At 31.6% G+C, this 14,659-nt stretch carries 16 protein-coding genes; 5 read left to right on the plus strand and 11 right to left on the minus strand.

All coding sequences use genetic code 11. From position 1 onward, the window contains the following. Window positions 1-218: 218 nt before the first annotated feature. The 3 genes from glmS to AQ1689_RS05815 are packed head-to-tail and all read right to left on the minus strand — an operon-like array spanning window position 219 to window position 4,493. Window positions 219-2,075 carry a glutamine--fructose-6-phosphate transaminase (isomerizing) gene (gene glmS / locus AQ1689_RS05805; protein WP_101955487.1) on the minus strand — a complete coding sequence of 619 codons (1,857 nt, stop codon included), beginning with the start codon at window positions 2,073-2,075 and terminating at the stop codon, window positions 219-221. A 9-nt stretch (window positions 2,076-2,084) separates the two neighbouring features. Beyond that, entirely contained in the window at window positions 2,085-3,665 is a 1,581-nt protein-coding gene (locus AQ1689_RS05810; protein ID WP_101955488.1) for a DUF4270 family protein, read from the minus strand. A 9-nt stretch (window positions 3,666-3,674) separates the two neighbouring features. After that, window positions 3,675-4,493 carry a glycogen/starch synthase gene (locus AQ1689_RS05815; RefSeq protein ID WP_101914194.1) on the minus strand — a complete coding sequence of 273 codons (819 nt, stop codon included), beginning with the start codon at window positions 4,491-4,493 and terminating at the stop codon, window positions 3,675-3,677. A gap of 96 nt (window positions 4,494-4,589) precedes the next feature. On the opposite strand from AQ1689_RS05815, the gene panC reads away from it, so the two are divergent. The 4 genes from panC (at window position 4,590) to radA (ending at window position 8,367) form a co-directional block, all read left to right on the plus strand. Continuing rightward, entirely contained in the window at window positions 4,590-5,435 is an 846-nt protein-coding gene (gene panC / locus AQ1689_RS05820) for a pantoate--beta-alanine ligase (protein ID WP_101955489.1), read from the plus strand. 49 nt (window positions 5,436-5,484) lie between these two features. Continuing rightward, complete coding sequence (panD, locus tag AQ1689_RS05825) at window positions 5,485-5,835, plus strand: aspartate 1-decarboxylase (RefSeq protein ID WP_101914196.1); 351 nt, start codon at window positions 5,485-5,487, stop codon at window positions 5,833-5,835. Between the two features lie 11 nt (window positions 5,836-5,846). Next, window positions 5,847-6,794, plus strand: coding sequence for a lysylphosphatidylglycerol synthase transmembrane domain-containing protein (locus AQ1689_RS05830; protein WP_101955490.1), 948 nt, complete (start codon window positions 5,847-5,849; stop codon window positions 6,792-6,794). Between the two features lie 211 nt (window positions 6,795-7,005). After that, window positions 7,006-8,367 (plus strand): DNA repair protein RadA, encoded by a 1,362-nt coding sequence (gene radA, locus AQ1689_RS05835; RefSeq protein ID WP_058885984.1) that lies wholly within the window; start codon window positions 7,006-7,008, stop codon window positions 8,365-8,367. A gap of 29 nt (window positions 8,368-8,396) precedes the next feature. Here radA and arfB read toward each other — a convergent pair whose 3' ends face one another. The 5 genes from arfB to AQ1689_RS05860 all read right to left on the minus strand — a co-directional run bounded on the left by arfB (window position 8,397) and on the right by AQ1689_RS05860 (window position 11,124). After that, window positions 8,397-8,801 (minus strand): alternative ribosome rescue aminoacyl-tRNA hydrolase ArfB, encoded by a 405-nt coding sequence (gene arfB, locus AQ1689_RS05840; RefSeq protein WP_101955491.1) that lies wholly within the window; start codon window positions 8,799-8,801, stop codon window positions 8,397-8,399. Beyond that, entirely contained in the window at window positions 8,779-9,399 is a 621-nt protein-coding gene (locus AQ1689_RS05845) for an AAA family ATPase (protein ID WP_101955492.1), read from the minus strand. Before AQ1689_RS05845 ends, arfB begins: the two co-directional genes overlap by 23 nt. Continuing rightward, the gene (gene pnuC, locus AQ1689_RS05850; RefSeq protein WP_101955493.1) at window positions 9,360-10,010 is read right to left on the minus strand and encodes a nicotinamide riboside transporter PnuC; all 651 of its coding nucleotides are present in this window, start codon (window positions 10,008-10,010) and stop codon (window positions 9,360-9,362) included. Before pnuC ends, AQ1689_RS05845 begins: the two co-directional genes overlap by 40 nt. Beyond that, the gene (locus AQ1689_RS05855) at window positions 9,994-10,254 is read right to left on the minus strand and encodes a hypothetical protein (protein WP_101955494.1); all 261 of its coding nucleotides are present in this window, start codon (window positions 10,252-10,254) and stop codon (window positions 9,994-9,996) included. The genes pnuC and AQ1689_RS05855 overlap by 17 nt, the downstream gene beginning before the upstream one ends. A 243-nt stretch (window positions 10,255-10,497) precedes the next feature. Next, the gene (locus AQ1689_RS05860) at window positions 10,498-11,124 is read right to left on the minus strand and encodes a 4'-phosphopantetheinyl transferase family protein (protein ID WP_101955495.1); all 627 of its coding nucleotides are present in this window, start codon (window positions 11,122-11,124) and stop codon (window positions 10,498-10,500) included. A gap of 64 nt (window positions 11,125-11,188) precedes the next feature. Here AQ1689_RS05860 and ahcY point away from each other — a divergent pair, with 64 nt between their 5' ends. After that, window positions 11,189-12,505, plus strand: coding sequence for an adenosylhomocysteinase (ahcY, locus tag AQ1689_RS05865; protein WP_101955496.1), 1,317 nt, complete (start codon window positions 11,189-11,191; stop codon window positions 12,503-12,505). Window positions 12,506-12,592: 87 nt separating this feature from the next. On the opposite strand, the gene AQ1689_RS05870 is transcribed toward ahcY, so the two are convergent. From AQ1689_RS05870 to AQ1689_RS05880, 3 genes are all read right to left on the minus strand, one after another. Next, window positions 12,593-13,099: a ferritin gene (locus AQ1689_RS05870; RefSeq protein ID WP_101955497.1), complete on the minus strand. Its 507-nt coding sequence runs from the start codon at window positions 13,097-13,099 to the stop codon at window positions 12,593-12,595. A gap of 116 nt (window positions 13,100-13,215) precedes the next feature. Beyond that, on the minus strand, window positions 13,216-13,524 hold the full coding sequence (locus tag AQ1689_RS05875) for a hypothetical protein (RefSeq protein WP_180947542.1): 309 nt from the start codon (window positions 13,522-13,524) through the stop codon (window positions 13,216-13,218). A gap of 102 nt (window positions 13,525-13,626) precedes the next feature. After that, window positions 13,627-14,634 carry a TlpA family protein disulfide reductase gene (locus AQ1689_RS05880; protein WP_101914986.1) on the minus strand — a complete coding sequence of 336 codons (1,008 nt, stop codon included), beginning with the start codon at window positions 14,632-14,634 and terminating at the stop codon, window positions 13,627-13,629. Between the last annotated feature and the right edge of the window lie 25 nt (window positions 14,635-14,659).

The following is a 14,659-nucleotide window of genomic DNA, read 5'->3' on the forward strand; positions in this document are numbered from 1 at the left end:
ACATCTTTTTTGTTTTGAGAACCACAAAAGAAACATTTTAATAGAATTTCAGAAACCTTTTTCTTTTTATTTTACAAATTTAAACAGGCTCTTAAATATTGAAAATAGCTATTTTTTGATAGTGGAGTATCTTTATCTTACTTTTCGAAAAATAAATAATAAAAAAAAATCCTGAGATACTATCTCAGGATTCTTAATTTTATTATGGTTATAACAGTTTATTCTACCGTTACAGATTTCGCTAAATTTCTTGGCTGATCTACATTTTTTTCTAATAAAACCGCAATATGATACGATAATAATTGGAAAGGAATTGTGGTTAATAACGGTGTAAAAGCTTCGTCAGTATCAGGGATTTCAATCACATGATCTGCAATTTCTTTTACCGTAGTATCTCCCTCTGTTACAATAGCGATAATTTTACCACTTCTTGATTTTATCTCTTGAATATTACTTACTACTTTTTCGTAATGCCCTTTATTGGTTGCAATTACAAAAAGAGGCATGTCTTCATCGATTAAAGCAATAGGACCGTGCTTCATTTCGGCAGCAGGATATCCTTCTGCATGAATATATGAAATCTCTTTAAGTTTTAAAGCACCTTCTAAAGCCACAGGGAAATTAAATCCTCTACCTAAATACAAGCAGTTTTTAGCATCTTTATAAACCTTTGCAATTTCTTTAATTTGCGCATCTGCTTTTAACAAGGTTTCTATTTGCGCAGGAATTTGTTGTAAGGTTTGTAAATAGGTATTTACAGCAGATTTAGATAGCGTTCCTTTTGCTTGTGCTAATTTTAACGCAATTAATGATAAAACGGTTATTTGCGTAGTAAATGCTTTTGTTGATGCAACGCCAATTTCAGGACCTGCATGGGTATAAGCACCAGCATGAGTTTCTCTAGCAATAGAAGAACCGACTACATTACAAATTCCAAAAACAAAAGCTCCTTTTGATTTTGCTAATTTAATAGCCGCTAAAGTATCGGCAGTTTCTCCTGATTGAGAAATAGCGATTACCACATCGTTTTCGTTAATAATTGGGTTACGGTATCTAAATTCAGAAGCATATTCTACTTCAACAGGAATACGTGCCATATCTTCTAAAAGATATTCTCCAACCAAACCAGCATGCCAAGAGGTACCACAAGCCACGATAATAATTCGGCTAGCGTTGGTGAATTTTGATAAATTATCATCAATACCTGCCATACGAATAATACCTTGATCGGCTAACATTCGTCCTCTGTAAGTATCAATAATAGCTTTTGGTTGTTCGTAAATTTCTTTTAACATGAAATGCTCATAACCACCTTTTTCAATTTGCTCTAAGCTTAACTGAAGTTCTTGAACGGTAGCGTCAATTTCTTTATCATTTTCAATTTGACGAACTTTAATTCCTTTATCTTTTTTGATGATCGCTAATTCACCATCTTCTAAATAAATAGCATCTTTGGTATATTCGATAAATGGAGAAGCATCCGAAGCTATAAAAAACTCTTCGTTGTTTTTTCCAACACCAATAGCAATTGGGCTTCCTAAACGTGCTACAATTAGTTCGTTTGGTTTGTTTTTATCAAAAACAGCAATTGCATAAGCGCCAATAACATTTGTAAGCGCTAATTGAACTGCCTTTCCTAATTTACACTTTTCGTTCTTTTTAACCTCTTCAATAAGGTTTACCAATACCTCTGTATCAGTATCACTTTTAAAGGTGTAACCCCTAGAGATTAATTCTTTTTTTATGGTGTCATAATTTTCAATAATTCCATTATGAACAATCACTAAATCTCCAGATTGTGAAACATGAGGATGTGAGTTTACATCGTTTGGTACTCCATGAGTAGCCCAACGTGTATGCCCAATACCTATAGATCCTTTCTTTCTTTTTTGGTCTTTATTGGTAATGATTTCTAGGTCAGCAACTTTTCCTTTTGTTTTTGTCAAATGAATTGTTTCACCATCGTACATCATAATTCCAGCACTATCGTATCCTCGATATTCTAGACGTTTTAATCCGTTAATAACAATTGGGTAAGCTTCTCTATGCCCTATATATCCTGTAATTCCACACATAGCAATGTTTTATTTTTCTTTTGAATATGATATTTTTAATACAGCCCTTTTTATTCCGTTAGCTGTTTTATTTCCGTTTAATAAAGTAACCCCTCTTGGGTTCCAATTATAGGTTTTAACATTTACATCAGGTATTTTATTTTTAAAAGCGTTGTCTGTAGGATTGTTGTAAACCTTTAAAACTAAAGGGTCAATACTACCGTTACCTTCTAATAAATTAGTGATGTAATCTGTTATTTTAAAAGAATATTTTTCAGGTTTATCATCTTCTGATACTTCAAGATTACCTCCAAAAACAGCCGCTTCTTTATAAGCATCCGTTAATTGTGTAGCTTGAACACCTTCTATTCCTTTGTCTATATTTTGATAAATAAATAATTTTTGAGGAATTATTTTTTTATCGGTATTAATATTCTGATTTACATGAAAAGTTAACGAAGCATCATTGATTAATAAATGCTCAGCTTTTAACTCTTGAAGTTTTGTAGTGTTTAATAGTGTAATTTTAGCCATTGAACCTGCGGTTCCTTGAATTACAAAGTTGTTAGAAGGTACAGGTGTTTTTGCTTCAGACATTACATATTTACTATTTTTAATACCTGATAAAGCAAAAGAATATTCTTCATTTTCGCTACTTGCAACTTTACCTTCTTTTGAAATAGCTTTCGAATACTGAAATACCAAAGAAGCATCATTGGTTAAATTTAAAGGAATCAAAGCGCCTTTTTCACCAGAGGCCATAATTTTTAATCCTTTAAAATAAACATCAAAAGCTTGTTTAGATGCAAAATTAGCACCTTCAAATTTATCCCAAAATAAGGTCTTCATTTTAGCAAGATCTAAAGGAATTGCTAAAAAAGGTACTGCAGCAGTTTTACTTGATTTTTTAACTTTAACAGCTTCTAAATATGTTTTAGAAGTGTCCATTCTATCTATTCTTTGATAGTTAAAAACAGTATCTTTTTTTGTATCGATAATAAAGGTAAAATCAGGATCTTCATTTAATAAATTATCCCCTAAATATTCAGCATTCGATAAATAGGTATTCCTTTTACCAGGATTATTTGACGTAGGATTGTCATTTTTTAAAAACGTTTCATTTTGAAACACTTTTAAAGAAGTAGGCTCCGTTAAGTTCCCTAAAAACGAATCAAGTTCAAAACTTGTTTCTTGTTTAGATGTTGTTTTAGCAGTTGTCTTATAAGGTATTTTTAAAATAACCTTGTCTAAGTTATAAATGGTATCAGTACCAGAAATAGCTTTGTTTTTTAGCCCTGACACATACGCTAATTGACTAATAACAGAGGCTTCAATTCCTTTATAATTTTCATTATTTTTAGAAACACCTAGCCAATATTCACCTAAAGAACCAAGACTAATATTATCTGCCCTAACGGCTTTATAAGCATCGTTTGTATTGGTATTTGCGATGTCAATTTTTTCAATTTCAACGTCTAATAATAGTTCACCAGTTTCAAACTTTGTGTTAGCAACCACATGACCTCCTAGGTCGCTAAAATCTTTTTCACACGACACCATAGCTGCTAAACATAGCAAGCTAATACCTAAACCACCAATTTTTTTAATCATTTGTATTGTTTATTCGCTTAATTCTAAAACATTTTCTTTATAGAAATCTAAATATGCTTCGGCTAAAGTTTCTTCTGATTGAAATTCTAAAACCTTGGTGCTTTTTTCAGCAATAAAAGCATTAATTTCATCAGGTAAAACCTCACTACCTTTTACAATAGCGTCTGAATTTTCAATAGCACTTTTTAAAATATTGATTTGATTAGGAGTTGCAATTGTTGCAATTTTAGCTTCCTCAATTTTATCAAAACGAACTTTATTTGCCAATTCAGTATTTAATTCACCTTCAAAATTATTTTCATAAATCGAAGTTACAATTTTACTTTCTGTAAATAATGGTTCTTCTTTATAAAATTCTCTTAAATATAATGGAAGTAAAGACGCCATCCACCCATGAATATGAATAACATCAGGTGCCCAGTTTAATTTTTTTACTGTTTCTACGACTCCTTTTGCAAAGAAAATCATACGCTCGTCGTTATCAGTAAACATGTTATCATCTTCATCAGAATATACTGCTTTACGCTTAAAATACTCTTCATTGTCAATGAAATACACCTGCATTCTTTCTTTAGGGATTGAAGCAACTTTGATAATTAGCGGCATATCCATGTCGTTAATTATTAAATTCATTCCAGACAAACGAATAACTTCATGTAATTGATGCCTTCGTTCGTTAATTACGCCAAAACGAGGCATGAAAATACGGGTTTGAACTCCTTTAGAATGTGCATTTTTAGCAACATTGAATGCAGTAGACGATAATTCTGTTTCAGGTAAATAAGGTATTACCTCTGATGAAACGTATAATATTCTCTTATCCTTCATTAAATCTGTCTCTTTTATTAAAGAAGCAAAAATACGAAAATTTATGCTATAATGATGTTAAATTGCTAATTTTGCACCTTTTCCAACTATAAGACCATGAAAATTTATAAAACCAAATCAGCATTAAAAGAATATTTAGCAAGTCTTAAAAAGGCTGATAAATCAATAGGATTTGTGCCTACGATGGGCGCTTTGCACCAAGGGCATTTATCGCTGATAAAAAAAGCAAAACAGCACAATGCTATTACGGTAGTGAGTATTTTTGTAAACCCTACGCAGTTTGATAATCAAGAAGATTTGGTAAATTATCCAAAAACGATTGACCAAGATATCGCCCTTTTAGAAAGTGTAAATTGTGAGGTATTATTTTTGCCATCAGTAGCCGAAATTTATGACAATAATATAACTGCTGATACCTTTAATTTTGACGGATTAGAGCATCAAATGGAAGGAGAATTTCGTGACGGACATTTTGATGGTGTAGGAACTATTGTAAAATCATTATTTGAAATAGTAGCACCAAACACGGCTTATTTTGGTAAAAAAGACTTCCAACAATTACAAATCATCAAAAAACTGGTTAAAAAACACCAGATTCCTGTAAAAGTAAAAGGCTGTGCTATTTTTAGGGAAGAAGATGGTTTGGCAATGAGTTCTCGCAATAGCCGTTTATCGGAAGAATACCGAGACGTTGCACCATTTATTTATAGAACACTAAAAAAAGCCAAGAAAAAATTTGGCATAAAAAGTGCAGATAAAGTAACAAAATGGGTGGTTAAAAAGTTTAAAAAACATCCGTTATTACGCTTAGAATATTTTACTATTGCATCCGAAGAAACCCTAAAAACTGTTAAAATAAAAGCCGAAAACGAAAAATATCGTGCCTTTATTGCCGTTTTTGCAGGCGATATTCGATTGATAGATAATATCCGATTAAAATAAAAATCAACAAAAAACAATACATTAATCATTAAAAAACTATTTTTGTAATATGTTAGTACAAGTAGTAAAATCTAAAATCCACCGCGTAAAAGTTACGGGTGCCGATTTAAATTATATAGGAAGCATTACCATTGATGAAGATTTAATGGATGCAGCAGGAATTATTGAAGGCGAACGTGTTCAAATTGTGAATAACAATAATGGCGAACGCTTAGAAACATACGCCATACCAGGACCTCGCGCAAGTGGAGAAATCACCTTAAACGGTGCCGCAGCCAGAAAGGTAGCCAAAGGCGATGTGTTAATTTTAATCGTGTATGCGTTTATGGAATTAGAAGAAGCAAAGAAATTTACACCTTCTTTAGTTTTTCCTAACGAAGCCGACAATACACTTACCTAGATTCTTAAATTTTGAATTTAAAAAAAGCTTTAAAAATTATATTACCGCTCATTTTGGGCGGTTTTTTAGTTTGGTATTCTGTTTCTAAAATTTCGTTAGATGTTTTAGTTCAGTATTTTAAAGACGCCAATTACAGTTGGATAGCCTTGGGCTTATTTTTTGGGATTTTAAGCCATTTATCAAGAGCTTACAGGTGGAAATTTCTGTTAGAACCAATGGGGTATAAACCCGATTTTGGCAATAGCACATTAGCTGTTTTGGTCGGTTATTTAGTCAATTTAGCACTACCAAGAGCAGGTGAAGTTTCACGAGCCGCTGTAATGGCAAACTACGAAGATATTCCTTTTGAAAAAGGATTCGGAACCATTGTAGCCGAAAGAATTGCCGATATAATTATGATGTTAAGCATCATTGCAATCACCCTTTTTTTACAGTTCGATTTTATTTATAAATTGCTTACCAAAAATTTTGACCCGCTAAGAATCGTCATTATTTTAAGTGTTTTAGCCCTTGTTTTTTACGCCATAACCCGTTATGTAAAAAAAGCACAATCAGGAATTGGTTTAAAAATTAAAAGCTTTATTTCAGGCTTAGTCGAAGGCGTAACAAGCATTTTTAAAATGAAACACAAGTGGGCATTTATATTCCACACCGTGTTTATTTGGGCAATGTACGTGTGTATGTTTTGGGCAACAATCCCTTCAATAAACGGCTTAGAAGTTCCGTTAGGCGGCGTTTTAATCGGTTTTATAGCAGGCGCATTTAGCATCGCAGCCACCAATGGAGGCATCGGTTTATACCCAATTGCCGTAGCAGGAGCAATGGCTTTATTTGGAGTATCGGCAGAACCGGCAACCGCTTTCGGTTGGATTATGTGGACGTCACAAACCGCTATGATTATCATTTTCGGAGGCTTGGCATTTTTATTTTTACCGCTTTATAATAAGAACAAGAAATAACAATAATTTTTTGGGCGTTCCCTTGCAGGTCGCGCTTTCATTACTCAAACACGCCATTCAATCGCTAACGCAGTTTTCGAGTAAAATTCTTACATCAAAATTAAACAAGCTTTTAAAAAACAACACTTCATATCTAACGATTAGTTTGTAACTTTGAATCTTACTTATAATAGTACGAATAAGATTTTTAAAAAACTTCAAATTACTTCCAATGGCAAAAATAAAAACGACGTTTTCCTGTCAAAGCTGTGGCGCACAACATTCAAAATGGGCTGGGCAATGCAATACCTGTAAAGAATGGAATACCATTGTTGAAGAAGTAATTCAAAAAGAAGAAAAAAGAAGCTGGAAAACCCCTGAAAATATAGGGAAAACAGTTTCGAAACCCTTAAAAGTACAAGATATTGAGTTAAATTCTGAGGAGCGTATTGCTACTAAAAACACCGAATTAGACACCGTTTTAGGCGGAGGAATTGTAAAAGGAGCCGTTGTTTTATTAGGAGGAGAACCAGGAATAGGAAAATCAACATTATTGCTACAAATAGCGTTGAATATTCCTCAAAAAGTACTGTATGTTTCAGGAGAAGAAAGTCAATCGCAAATAAAAATGCGTGCCGAACGCTTAGAAGCAAGCAATTCAAACTGTTTAATTTTAACAGAAACCAACACCCAAAAAATATTTAAAAATATTGCCGAAGTAGTACCCGATGTATTGGTTATCGATTCTATTCAAACCCTACATACCGATACCATTGAAGCATCACCAGGAAGTGTTTCTCAAATTCGAGAAACCTCCGCCGAGCTGATAAAATTTGCCAAAGAAACAGGAACACCAGTTTTATTAATCGGGCATATTAATAAAGACGGGCATATCGCAGGACCCAAAATTTTAGAACACATGGTCGATGTTGTTTTACAATTTGAAGGCGATAGAAATCATACGTACAGAATTTTACGCTCTCAAAAAAACCGATTTGGTTCCACTGCCGAGTTAGGAATTTACGAAATGCTATCTACAGGATTACGAGAAGTTTCTAATCCGTCAGAAATATTAATATCTAAAAAAGATGCCGATTTAAGCGGAACTGCAATTGCTTCAACTCTAGAGGGAATCCGTCCATTAATGATTGAAATTCAAGCTTTGGTAAGCACCGCAGTTTATGGAGTTCCACAGCGTTCTACCACAGGATATAATTTAAAAAGATTACACATGATTTTGGCTGTTTTAGAAAAACGAGCAGGTTTTAAATTAGGCGCAAAAGATGTGTTTTTAAATGTTACCGGAGGAATCCGTGTAGATGACCCCGCAATTGATTTAGCCGTTGTTGCCGCAATTATTTCTTCCAATCAAGACATGGCAATAAACCCGAATGTGTGTTTTGCTGCCGAAGTTGGTTTATCAGGAGAAATAAGACCTGTTTCAAGAATCGACCAACGTATTTTAGAAGCTGAAAAATTAGGCTATAAAACTTTAGTAGCATCAAAATATAACAAAATATCTTCAAAAAATCACTCGATAAAATTGCTTTTAGTCGGTAAAATTGAAGAAGCTTTTGCTACGTTGTTTGCGTAAGGATAAGGTTTTATTTTCTCACGGTAAAATTACTCTAAATTCGGTTTTTTTCGGAGCGATTTTTTTAACTTTTGTCGTTTTTTATTTTCGTGTTTTCTTAGTACCGAATTTCGGCTAGGTTTGGTTGCACGTCTTATTTTGGGTCTTTTTAAACCGTCTTTGATAAGTGCTAAAAAACGTTTGATCGCCAATTCTTTATTTCTGTGTTGTGAGCGAGTTTCATCAGAAAAAAGTATTAAAACCTGTTCTTTTGTTAGGCGAGAAGCGAGTTTTGTACAAAGTATTTCTTTTTGATTTTCTGATAATTCCTTTGAATTTAAAACATCAAAAGAAAGTTCAATTTTAGAAGATACTTTATTTACATGTTGCCCGCCTACACCAGAACTTCTAGTGGCTTTAAAATGTAATTCTTTAATTAGTTCGGGAATATTCATCGTTTAAAAGAGTAGAAAAAGAATATAAATCTTTTTTATTAGCAAGTAATTCATCAATAATGGCAACAGCTTTTTTAAGACGTGTTTCTTTATCGCCTTTTAATAAAACATACGGACGTTTGTATTTTATTAAGGTGTTTTCAAAAGCGGTAAACATTTCTAAGCGTTCACCAGGTTTATCACGCAAATCATCGGCTTCCCAAGGTGTATCAATATAGGTTAAAAAATAGATGTCGTAGGTGTTTTTAATGGCTGCTTCATCTAAATTAGCATCTACAAAACCACCATAATATTCTTCGGAATATACTTTTGTTTCTAGTAAATCGGTATCGCAAATTAATACTTTATCGGCTTTTTTTGATAACTCATTTTCTAAATTAATTTGTCCTTCGGCAATGGGAATAATATCTTTTTGTTCGCAAATTTTACGCTCGTTATTCCATTTATCTTGCAAATATTCACGGGCAAATTCTGGAGTCCAAACAGTATTGTAATGTCGTGCTAATTGACCAGAAAGAGTAGTTTTTCCAGTTGATTCAGGCCCAAATAAAACAACCTTTACAAGATTGCTTTTTTGTTGTTTAAGTCTTTTTTCCATGCTAAATAACCGCTAACGGCAATAAAAGTAAATATTAAATATTGAAAACTTGTAAATGTAAATCCTTTGTAAAAATAAAGGGGAACGGAAATAATATCGCCAATAATCCAATAAATCCAATTTTCGATTTTTCGCTTTGCCATCAGCCACATTCCTACAAAGAAAATTGCGGTGGTAAAAGTATCGACATAAGCTGTCCAATTATTCCATTTATCAAAATAAGTATAAACGGCATACACGAAAATTAATGTTGCTAAAAAGATGAAAATACTGGTTTTCTGCTCTTTTTTAGTTGTTTTTGAAATCGGGTTTACTACTGAATTATCTACAGTTCTTGTCCAAAGATACCAGCCGTAAATACTCATTATAAAATAGTAGGCGTTAATCATCATATCGCCTAATAATTGCCATTTTAAAAGTAAATAGACAAAAATAAGCGTGCTAATCATTCCTGTTGGAAACACCCAAATTTTATTCTTTTTAGAATACCAAACAGATAAAAAACCAAAAATGACAGCAATAATTTCAAGCCAAATATCTAAAGAATCATAACTGCTGTATTGGCTAAAAAGAAAATCAAAAACAGTATTAAAATTAAAAAGTAGGCTCATACTTACTGCGGTCAGATTTTACAATTTTTAACAAAATTATTCCGCTGTCTATTAATTCGAAAGCGTCTTTTATTTCCGAAGTTAATAATTGCATTACAGCATCATAATCACCATAAACTTGTGTGCTTAACGGATTTTCAAGAATTGTTAAACCTGAATTTCTTAGTTTTTTTATAAAATTGATAATCGGTTTTTCAAATTCATTTTGAAGTGGCATTAAAGTAAGTTCTACTGATATTTTCATGCGTTTTTTGATGTTTTTTTGTGTTTTTGATATACTTTATAATGAAAATTTAAGAGCCTGTTTAAATTTCATTTAAAAACATTTTATAGTTGAAAAATTGAATCTGTCAAACTGAATTTATTTCAGTTTCGCATCCTGATTTGTTGTAGTTCTTCTCTTTATGCGATTCTGAAATAAATTCAGAATGACGAGAATTTGGTTTTTATTTAATTTTTAAACAGGCTCTAAAACAACAAAGATACTTTAAATAGCATAAACACACGTAAAGCCTTCGGTTTCTAAAAAGTAGATTTTATATTCATCGGTAATGCCTTGGTATAAAATTCTTCCTAAAGTTTGATTGGTTTCAAAAGAGAAATCATCAATATAAATATTTTTTAAAAAGTGTAATTTTTTCTTTCCATAAATTTTATATAAACTTTCTTTTGCACCCCAAACAATGGTTAATTTATTAACTAAAGCATCATGATTTGCTATTGATTTATATTGTTCAATAGGCGTAAATTTTGGTGCGATTTTGACAATTTTATCTCGTTGTTTTTCAATATCAATTCCAACAGGTTTATCATCAGAAATAATAATTGCCGAAAAAATAAAGGAATGTGTTATCGAAATAAATTTGCCATCTTTTAAATGAGGTTTTCCAAATTCATCATAAATTAGGTCATTATCAGTATAATTAGCCTGTTTTAATAACTGTCTAACGCTTAAAAAACCTTTACGATGTAAGTCGGATTTCATACTATTGAGCCTGTTAATACTTCGATTATTGAGCGTAATATTTTCCGATAATTCTTCAAAAGATTCTTCAATCTTCCAAATCAATACGTTAGTGTTTGAATTTACAGTTAATGTTTTGTGAACAGGCATAAGTTAAAAAGTTATTTTGTAATTTTGCTATATTAAAAATTTAGATACATAAATATACATAAATATGAGCACAAAAACCGCTGCATACGTTCCTTTTAAAGTAAAAGATATTTCTTTAGCTGATTGGGGAAGAAAAGAAATTAGATTGGCAGAAGCTGAAATGCCAGGATTAATGAGTTTACGTGAAGAGTACAAAAACGAACAACCATTAAAAGGTGCAAGAATTGCAGGATGTTTACACATGACAATTCAAACTGCGGTTTTAATTGAAACTTTACAAGCTTTAGGTGCTGAGGTAACTTGGAGTTCTTGTAATATTTTTTCTACGCAAGACCAAGCTGCCGCTGCAATTGCTGCTGCTGGAACGCCTGTTTATGCTTGGAAAGATATGACAGAAGAAGAGTTCGACTGGTGTATTGAGCAAACTTTATTTTTTGGTGAAGATAAAAAACCATTAAACTTAATTTTAGATGATGGTGGAGATTTAACCAATATGGTTTTAGACCGTTATCCTGAATTAGCTGAAGGAATTAATGGATTATCAGAAGAAACTACAACAGGAGTTCACCGTTTATATGACAGAGTAAAAGCAGGAACTTTACCAATGCCAGCAATTAACGTAAACGATTCTGTAACAAAATCGAAATTTGATAACAAATACGGATGTAAAGAATCTGCAGTTGATGCAATTCGTCGTGCAACTGATATTATGTTAGCAGGAAAACGTGTAACTGTTTGTGGTTATGGTGATGTTGGGAAAGGTACAGCAGCTTCTTTTAAAGGTGCAGGTTCTATCGTTACTGTTACTGAAATTGACCCAATTTGTGCGTTACAAGCAGCAATGGACGGTTTTGAAGTAAAACGTTTAGAAACTGTTGTTGGTAATTCTGATATTATTATTACAACTACTGGAAATAAAGATATTATTCAAGGTCGTCATTTTGAGGCAATGAAAGATAAAGTTATTGTTTGTAATATCGGTCACTTCGATAACGAAATTGACATGGCTTGGTTAAATACAAACCACGGAAATACAAAAGATACTATCAAACCTCAGGTTGATAAATACAATATTGCAGGAAACGACATTATTGTTTTAGCAGAAGGACGTTTAGTAAACTTAGGATGTGCAACAGGTCACCCAAGTTTTGTAATGAGTAATTCATTTACAAACCAAACGTTAGCACAAATCGAACTTTGGACAAACAGAAAGGCTTACGAAAATGAAGTTTATATGTTACCAAAACATTTAGATGAAAAAGTAGCAAACTTACACTTAGCTAAAATAGGAGTAGAGCTTACTGAATTACGTGAAGACCAAGCATCTTATATTGGTGTAACTGTTCAAGGGCCATTTAAGCCAGAACACTACAGATACTAAAAATTAGTATAAAATAGTTTAAAAATAAAAAAGGTTCGTATGAAAATATGAACCTTTTTTATATATAATATTTTTATGATATTATTTTTAAGCAGTAGGAATACGCTCGTCAATCATTTTTAAAGGCATGTCTCCCATTAAATCTATCATATCTAAAATATCTCTTACTTTTTCTTCTTCTTCAGCTTGTTCGGTGATAAACCATTGTAAAAATATTTCTGAAGTAAAATCACTTACTTTTCTTGCAGTTTTAAATGTATGATGAATAGCGTTAGTTACTTCAATTTCGGCATCTAAAGAAGCTTCAAAAACAGCACGTAAACTTTCATATTCATGTGTAATTTCTGATACCGTAGGAGATTGTGCGTTTCCACCATTATCATTAATAAACTTAAATATTTTCATCATATGAGTTCTTTCTTCTTCCGCCTGATTATAGAAATAAGTGGCACTATTTCTAAGTTCTCTTTGGTCGCACCATGATGCCATTGCTAAATATTTTGAAGAAGCTTGTTGCTCCATCATTACTTGATGATTTAGCAAATCTACTACTGCTACATCCAAAATCATATCTCTTCTTATTGCTATTTCCATAGTATCTTATTTTTGTATTATTTGATGTTATAAAGATACTTAATAAATAGCTTCAAAAAGCCTTAAGAGACTAATTTAAAAGCAGTCTTAGTAAATTGAATAGGAGACTTGTTTTTTTATTTGAAAGCTGATAATAAAGCCTCTTTTAATTCTATAATTTGAGGAATATCGAGTAGTAGTAAATGTTTATTATCTGCAACAAAAATAAGTATAAAATTGTCTCCTTCTATAATATTTTCTAAAGCTTGATAAGAAGAATTATCTAATATTTTTTTTCGAAATGCTAACAGTTGACAAAAAGTAAAGTCAATTACTTTATAGCCCAAGTTTAACCGATAGCTATTTCTAGCTTTAGAGACTAAAATTTGAGAGGAGGTATGTTTAATGGTACAATTCACACTGCAAAGATACTTATTTTTAATCAATCTAAAGAAAAATAGTTTATTTTTATAAGATTTAACCAAAAAATCCTGCAACTTAGTTACAGGATTTTAGCTATAAATAATATTTTTTTTAGAGGAAAAAATTTAAATTTTTAAAGAATCAAATAAAGTAATTAACTTAGGGTTAGAAGGTCTTGGTGCATTTGCATCTACAATATTTCCTTGTGGATCAATTAAAATAAAACGAGGAATACTGTTTACTTTATAAGCTCCTGAAAAAGTTTTATCACCTTTTGCATACAATTGAATTCCGCTTAAATTTTTATCAGCAACCATTTTTTTCCACTTTTCATAATCTCTTTGATCATCTACAGAAATACTTACAAACTCAATTTTTTTACCATGATATTTTTTCTCAACTTTTTGTAAAAAAGGAATTTCTTGTTTACAAGGATTACACCAAGTTGCCCACATATCAATATAGACATATTTTCCTTTTAAATCATCTAAAGATATATTTCTACCTTTATGATTTTCATATGTAACAAACTTAGGCGATACTGCTCCTTTGACTAATTTTGTTGCCGAATATGATTTATCAGCATAGGTTTTGTTTAAATACTTTGTTAATCCTGTAATATTTTTTTCTTGAAAAGAAACAAATGCGCTATCTAAAGTTGTACTTTTCATGTTAGCGTTAAAATCATTGACAAAATTATTTACTTTGGTATCAAATTTTTCTTTAGATAAGTTATATAAGTTTTTATCTTTAAAAAAATCTTCTTGTAATAAAATTACTTTTGCTAAAAAATTATTTTCATTAGCACCTTCTCCTGTAAATTTAGCCGTCTTTAAAAAATCGTTAGCATCGATATTTAAGGTAATATCGTCGCCATTTTTTAGGTATAAGGTTGTTGTTTTTTGTCCGTTAGAAAGACGGTAAAAATCACTTTTAACATTCATTGTATCGCTAAAAGAACCATTTTGATCTAACTCAATTGTTTTTTTAAATTTGAATTGTGGGTTCGAAATTACAACAGATTCGGCATTTTTATTGTTTATTTTTCCTGAAAAAGTAACAAAATTATTCGGTTCTTTTTTACAAGAAATGACTGTGATGGCAATTGCCATTAAGTAAATTATTTTTTTCATTTTGATTGTTTTGATTATTTTTTGA

Source organism: Tenacibaculum finnmarkense (assembly GCF_900239185.1).
In the GTDB taxonomy this organism is placed as follows: domain Bacteria; phylum Bacteroidota; class Bacteroidia; order Flavobacteriales; family Flavobacteriaceae; genus Polaribacter; species Polaribacter finnmarkensis.

Excerpts from the sequence above, each read along its gene's own strand:
- arfB (WP_101955491.1), bottom strand. The coding sequence starts at position 8,801 with ATGAATATTCCCGAACTAATTAAAGAATTACATTTTAAAGCCACTAGA.
- panC (WP_101955489.1), top strand. The coding sequence starts at position 4,590 with ATGAAAATTTATAAAACCAAATCAGCATTAAAAGAATATTTAGCAAGT.
- AQ1689_RS05845 (WP_101955492.1), bottom strand. The coding sequence starts at position 9,399 with ATGGAAAAAAGACTTAAACAACAAAAAAGCAATCTTGTAAAGGTTGTT.
- radA (WP_058885984.1), top strand. The coding sequence starts at position 7,006 with ATGGCAAAAATAAAAACGACGTTTTCCTGTCAAAGCTGTGGCGCACAA.
- panD (WP_101914196.1), top strand. The coding sequence starts at position 5,485 with ATGTTAGTACAAGTAGTAAAATCTAAAATCCACCGCGTAAAAGTTACG.
- glmS (WP_101955487.1), bottom strand. The coding sequence starts at position 2,075 with ATGTGTGGAATTACAGGATATATAGGGCATAGAGAAGCTTACCCAATT.
- AQ1689_RS05810 (WP_101955488.1), bottom strand. The coding sequence starts at position 3,665 with ATGATTAAAAAAATTGGTGGTTTAGGTATTAGCTTGCTATGTTTAGCA.
- AQ1689_RS05870 (WP_101955497.1), bottom strand. The coding sequence starts at position 13,099 with ATGGAAATAGCAATAAGAAGAGATATGATTTTGGATGTAGCAGTAGTA.
- pnuC (WP_101955493.1), bottom strand. The coding sequence starts at position 10,010 with ATGAGCCTACTTTTTAATTTTAATACTGTTTTTGATTTTCTTTTTAGC.
- AQ1689_RS05855 (WP_101955494.1), bottom strand. The coding sequence starts at position 10,254 with ATGAAAATATCAGTAGAACTTACTTTAATGCCACTTCAAAATGAATTT.
- AQ1689_RS05860 (WP_101955495.1), bottom strand. The coding sequence starts at position 11,124 with ATGCCTGTTCACAAAACATTAACTGTAAATTCAAACACTAACGTATTG.
- ahcY (WP_101955496.1), top strand. The coding sequence starts at position 11,189 with ATGAGCACAAAAACCGCTGCATACGTTCCTTTTAAAGTAAAAGATATT.
- AQ1689_RS05815 (WP_101914194.1), bottom strand. The coding sequence starts at position 4,493 with ATGAAGGATAAGAGAATATTATACGTTTCATCAGAGGTAATACCTTAT.
- AQ1689_RS05880 (WP_101914986.1), bottom strand. The coding sequence starts at position 14,634 with ATGAAAAAAATAATTTACTTAATGGCAATTGCCATCACAGTCATTTCT.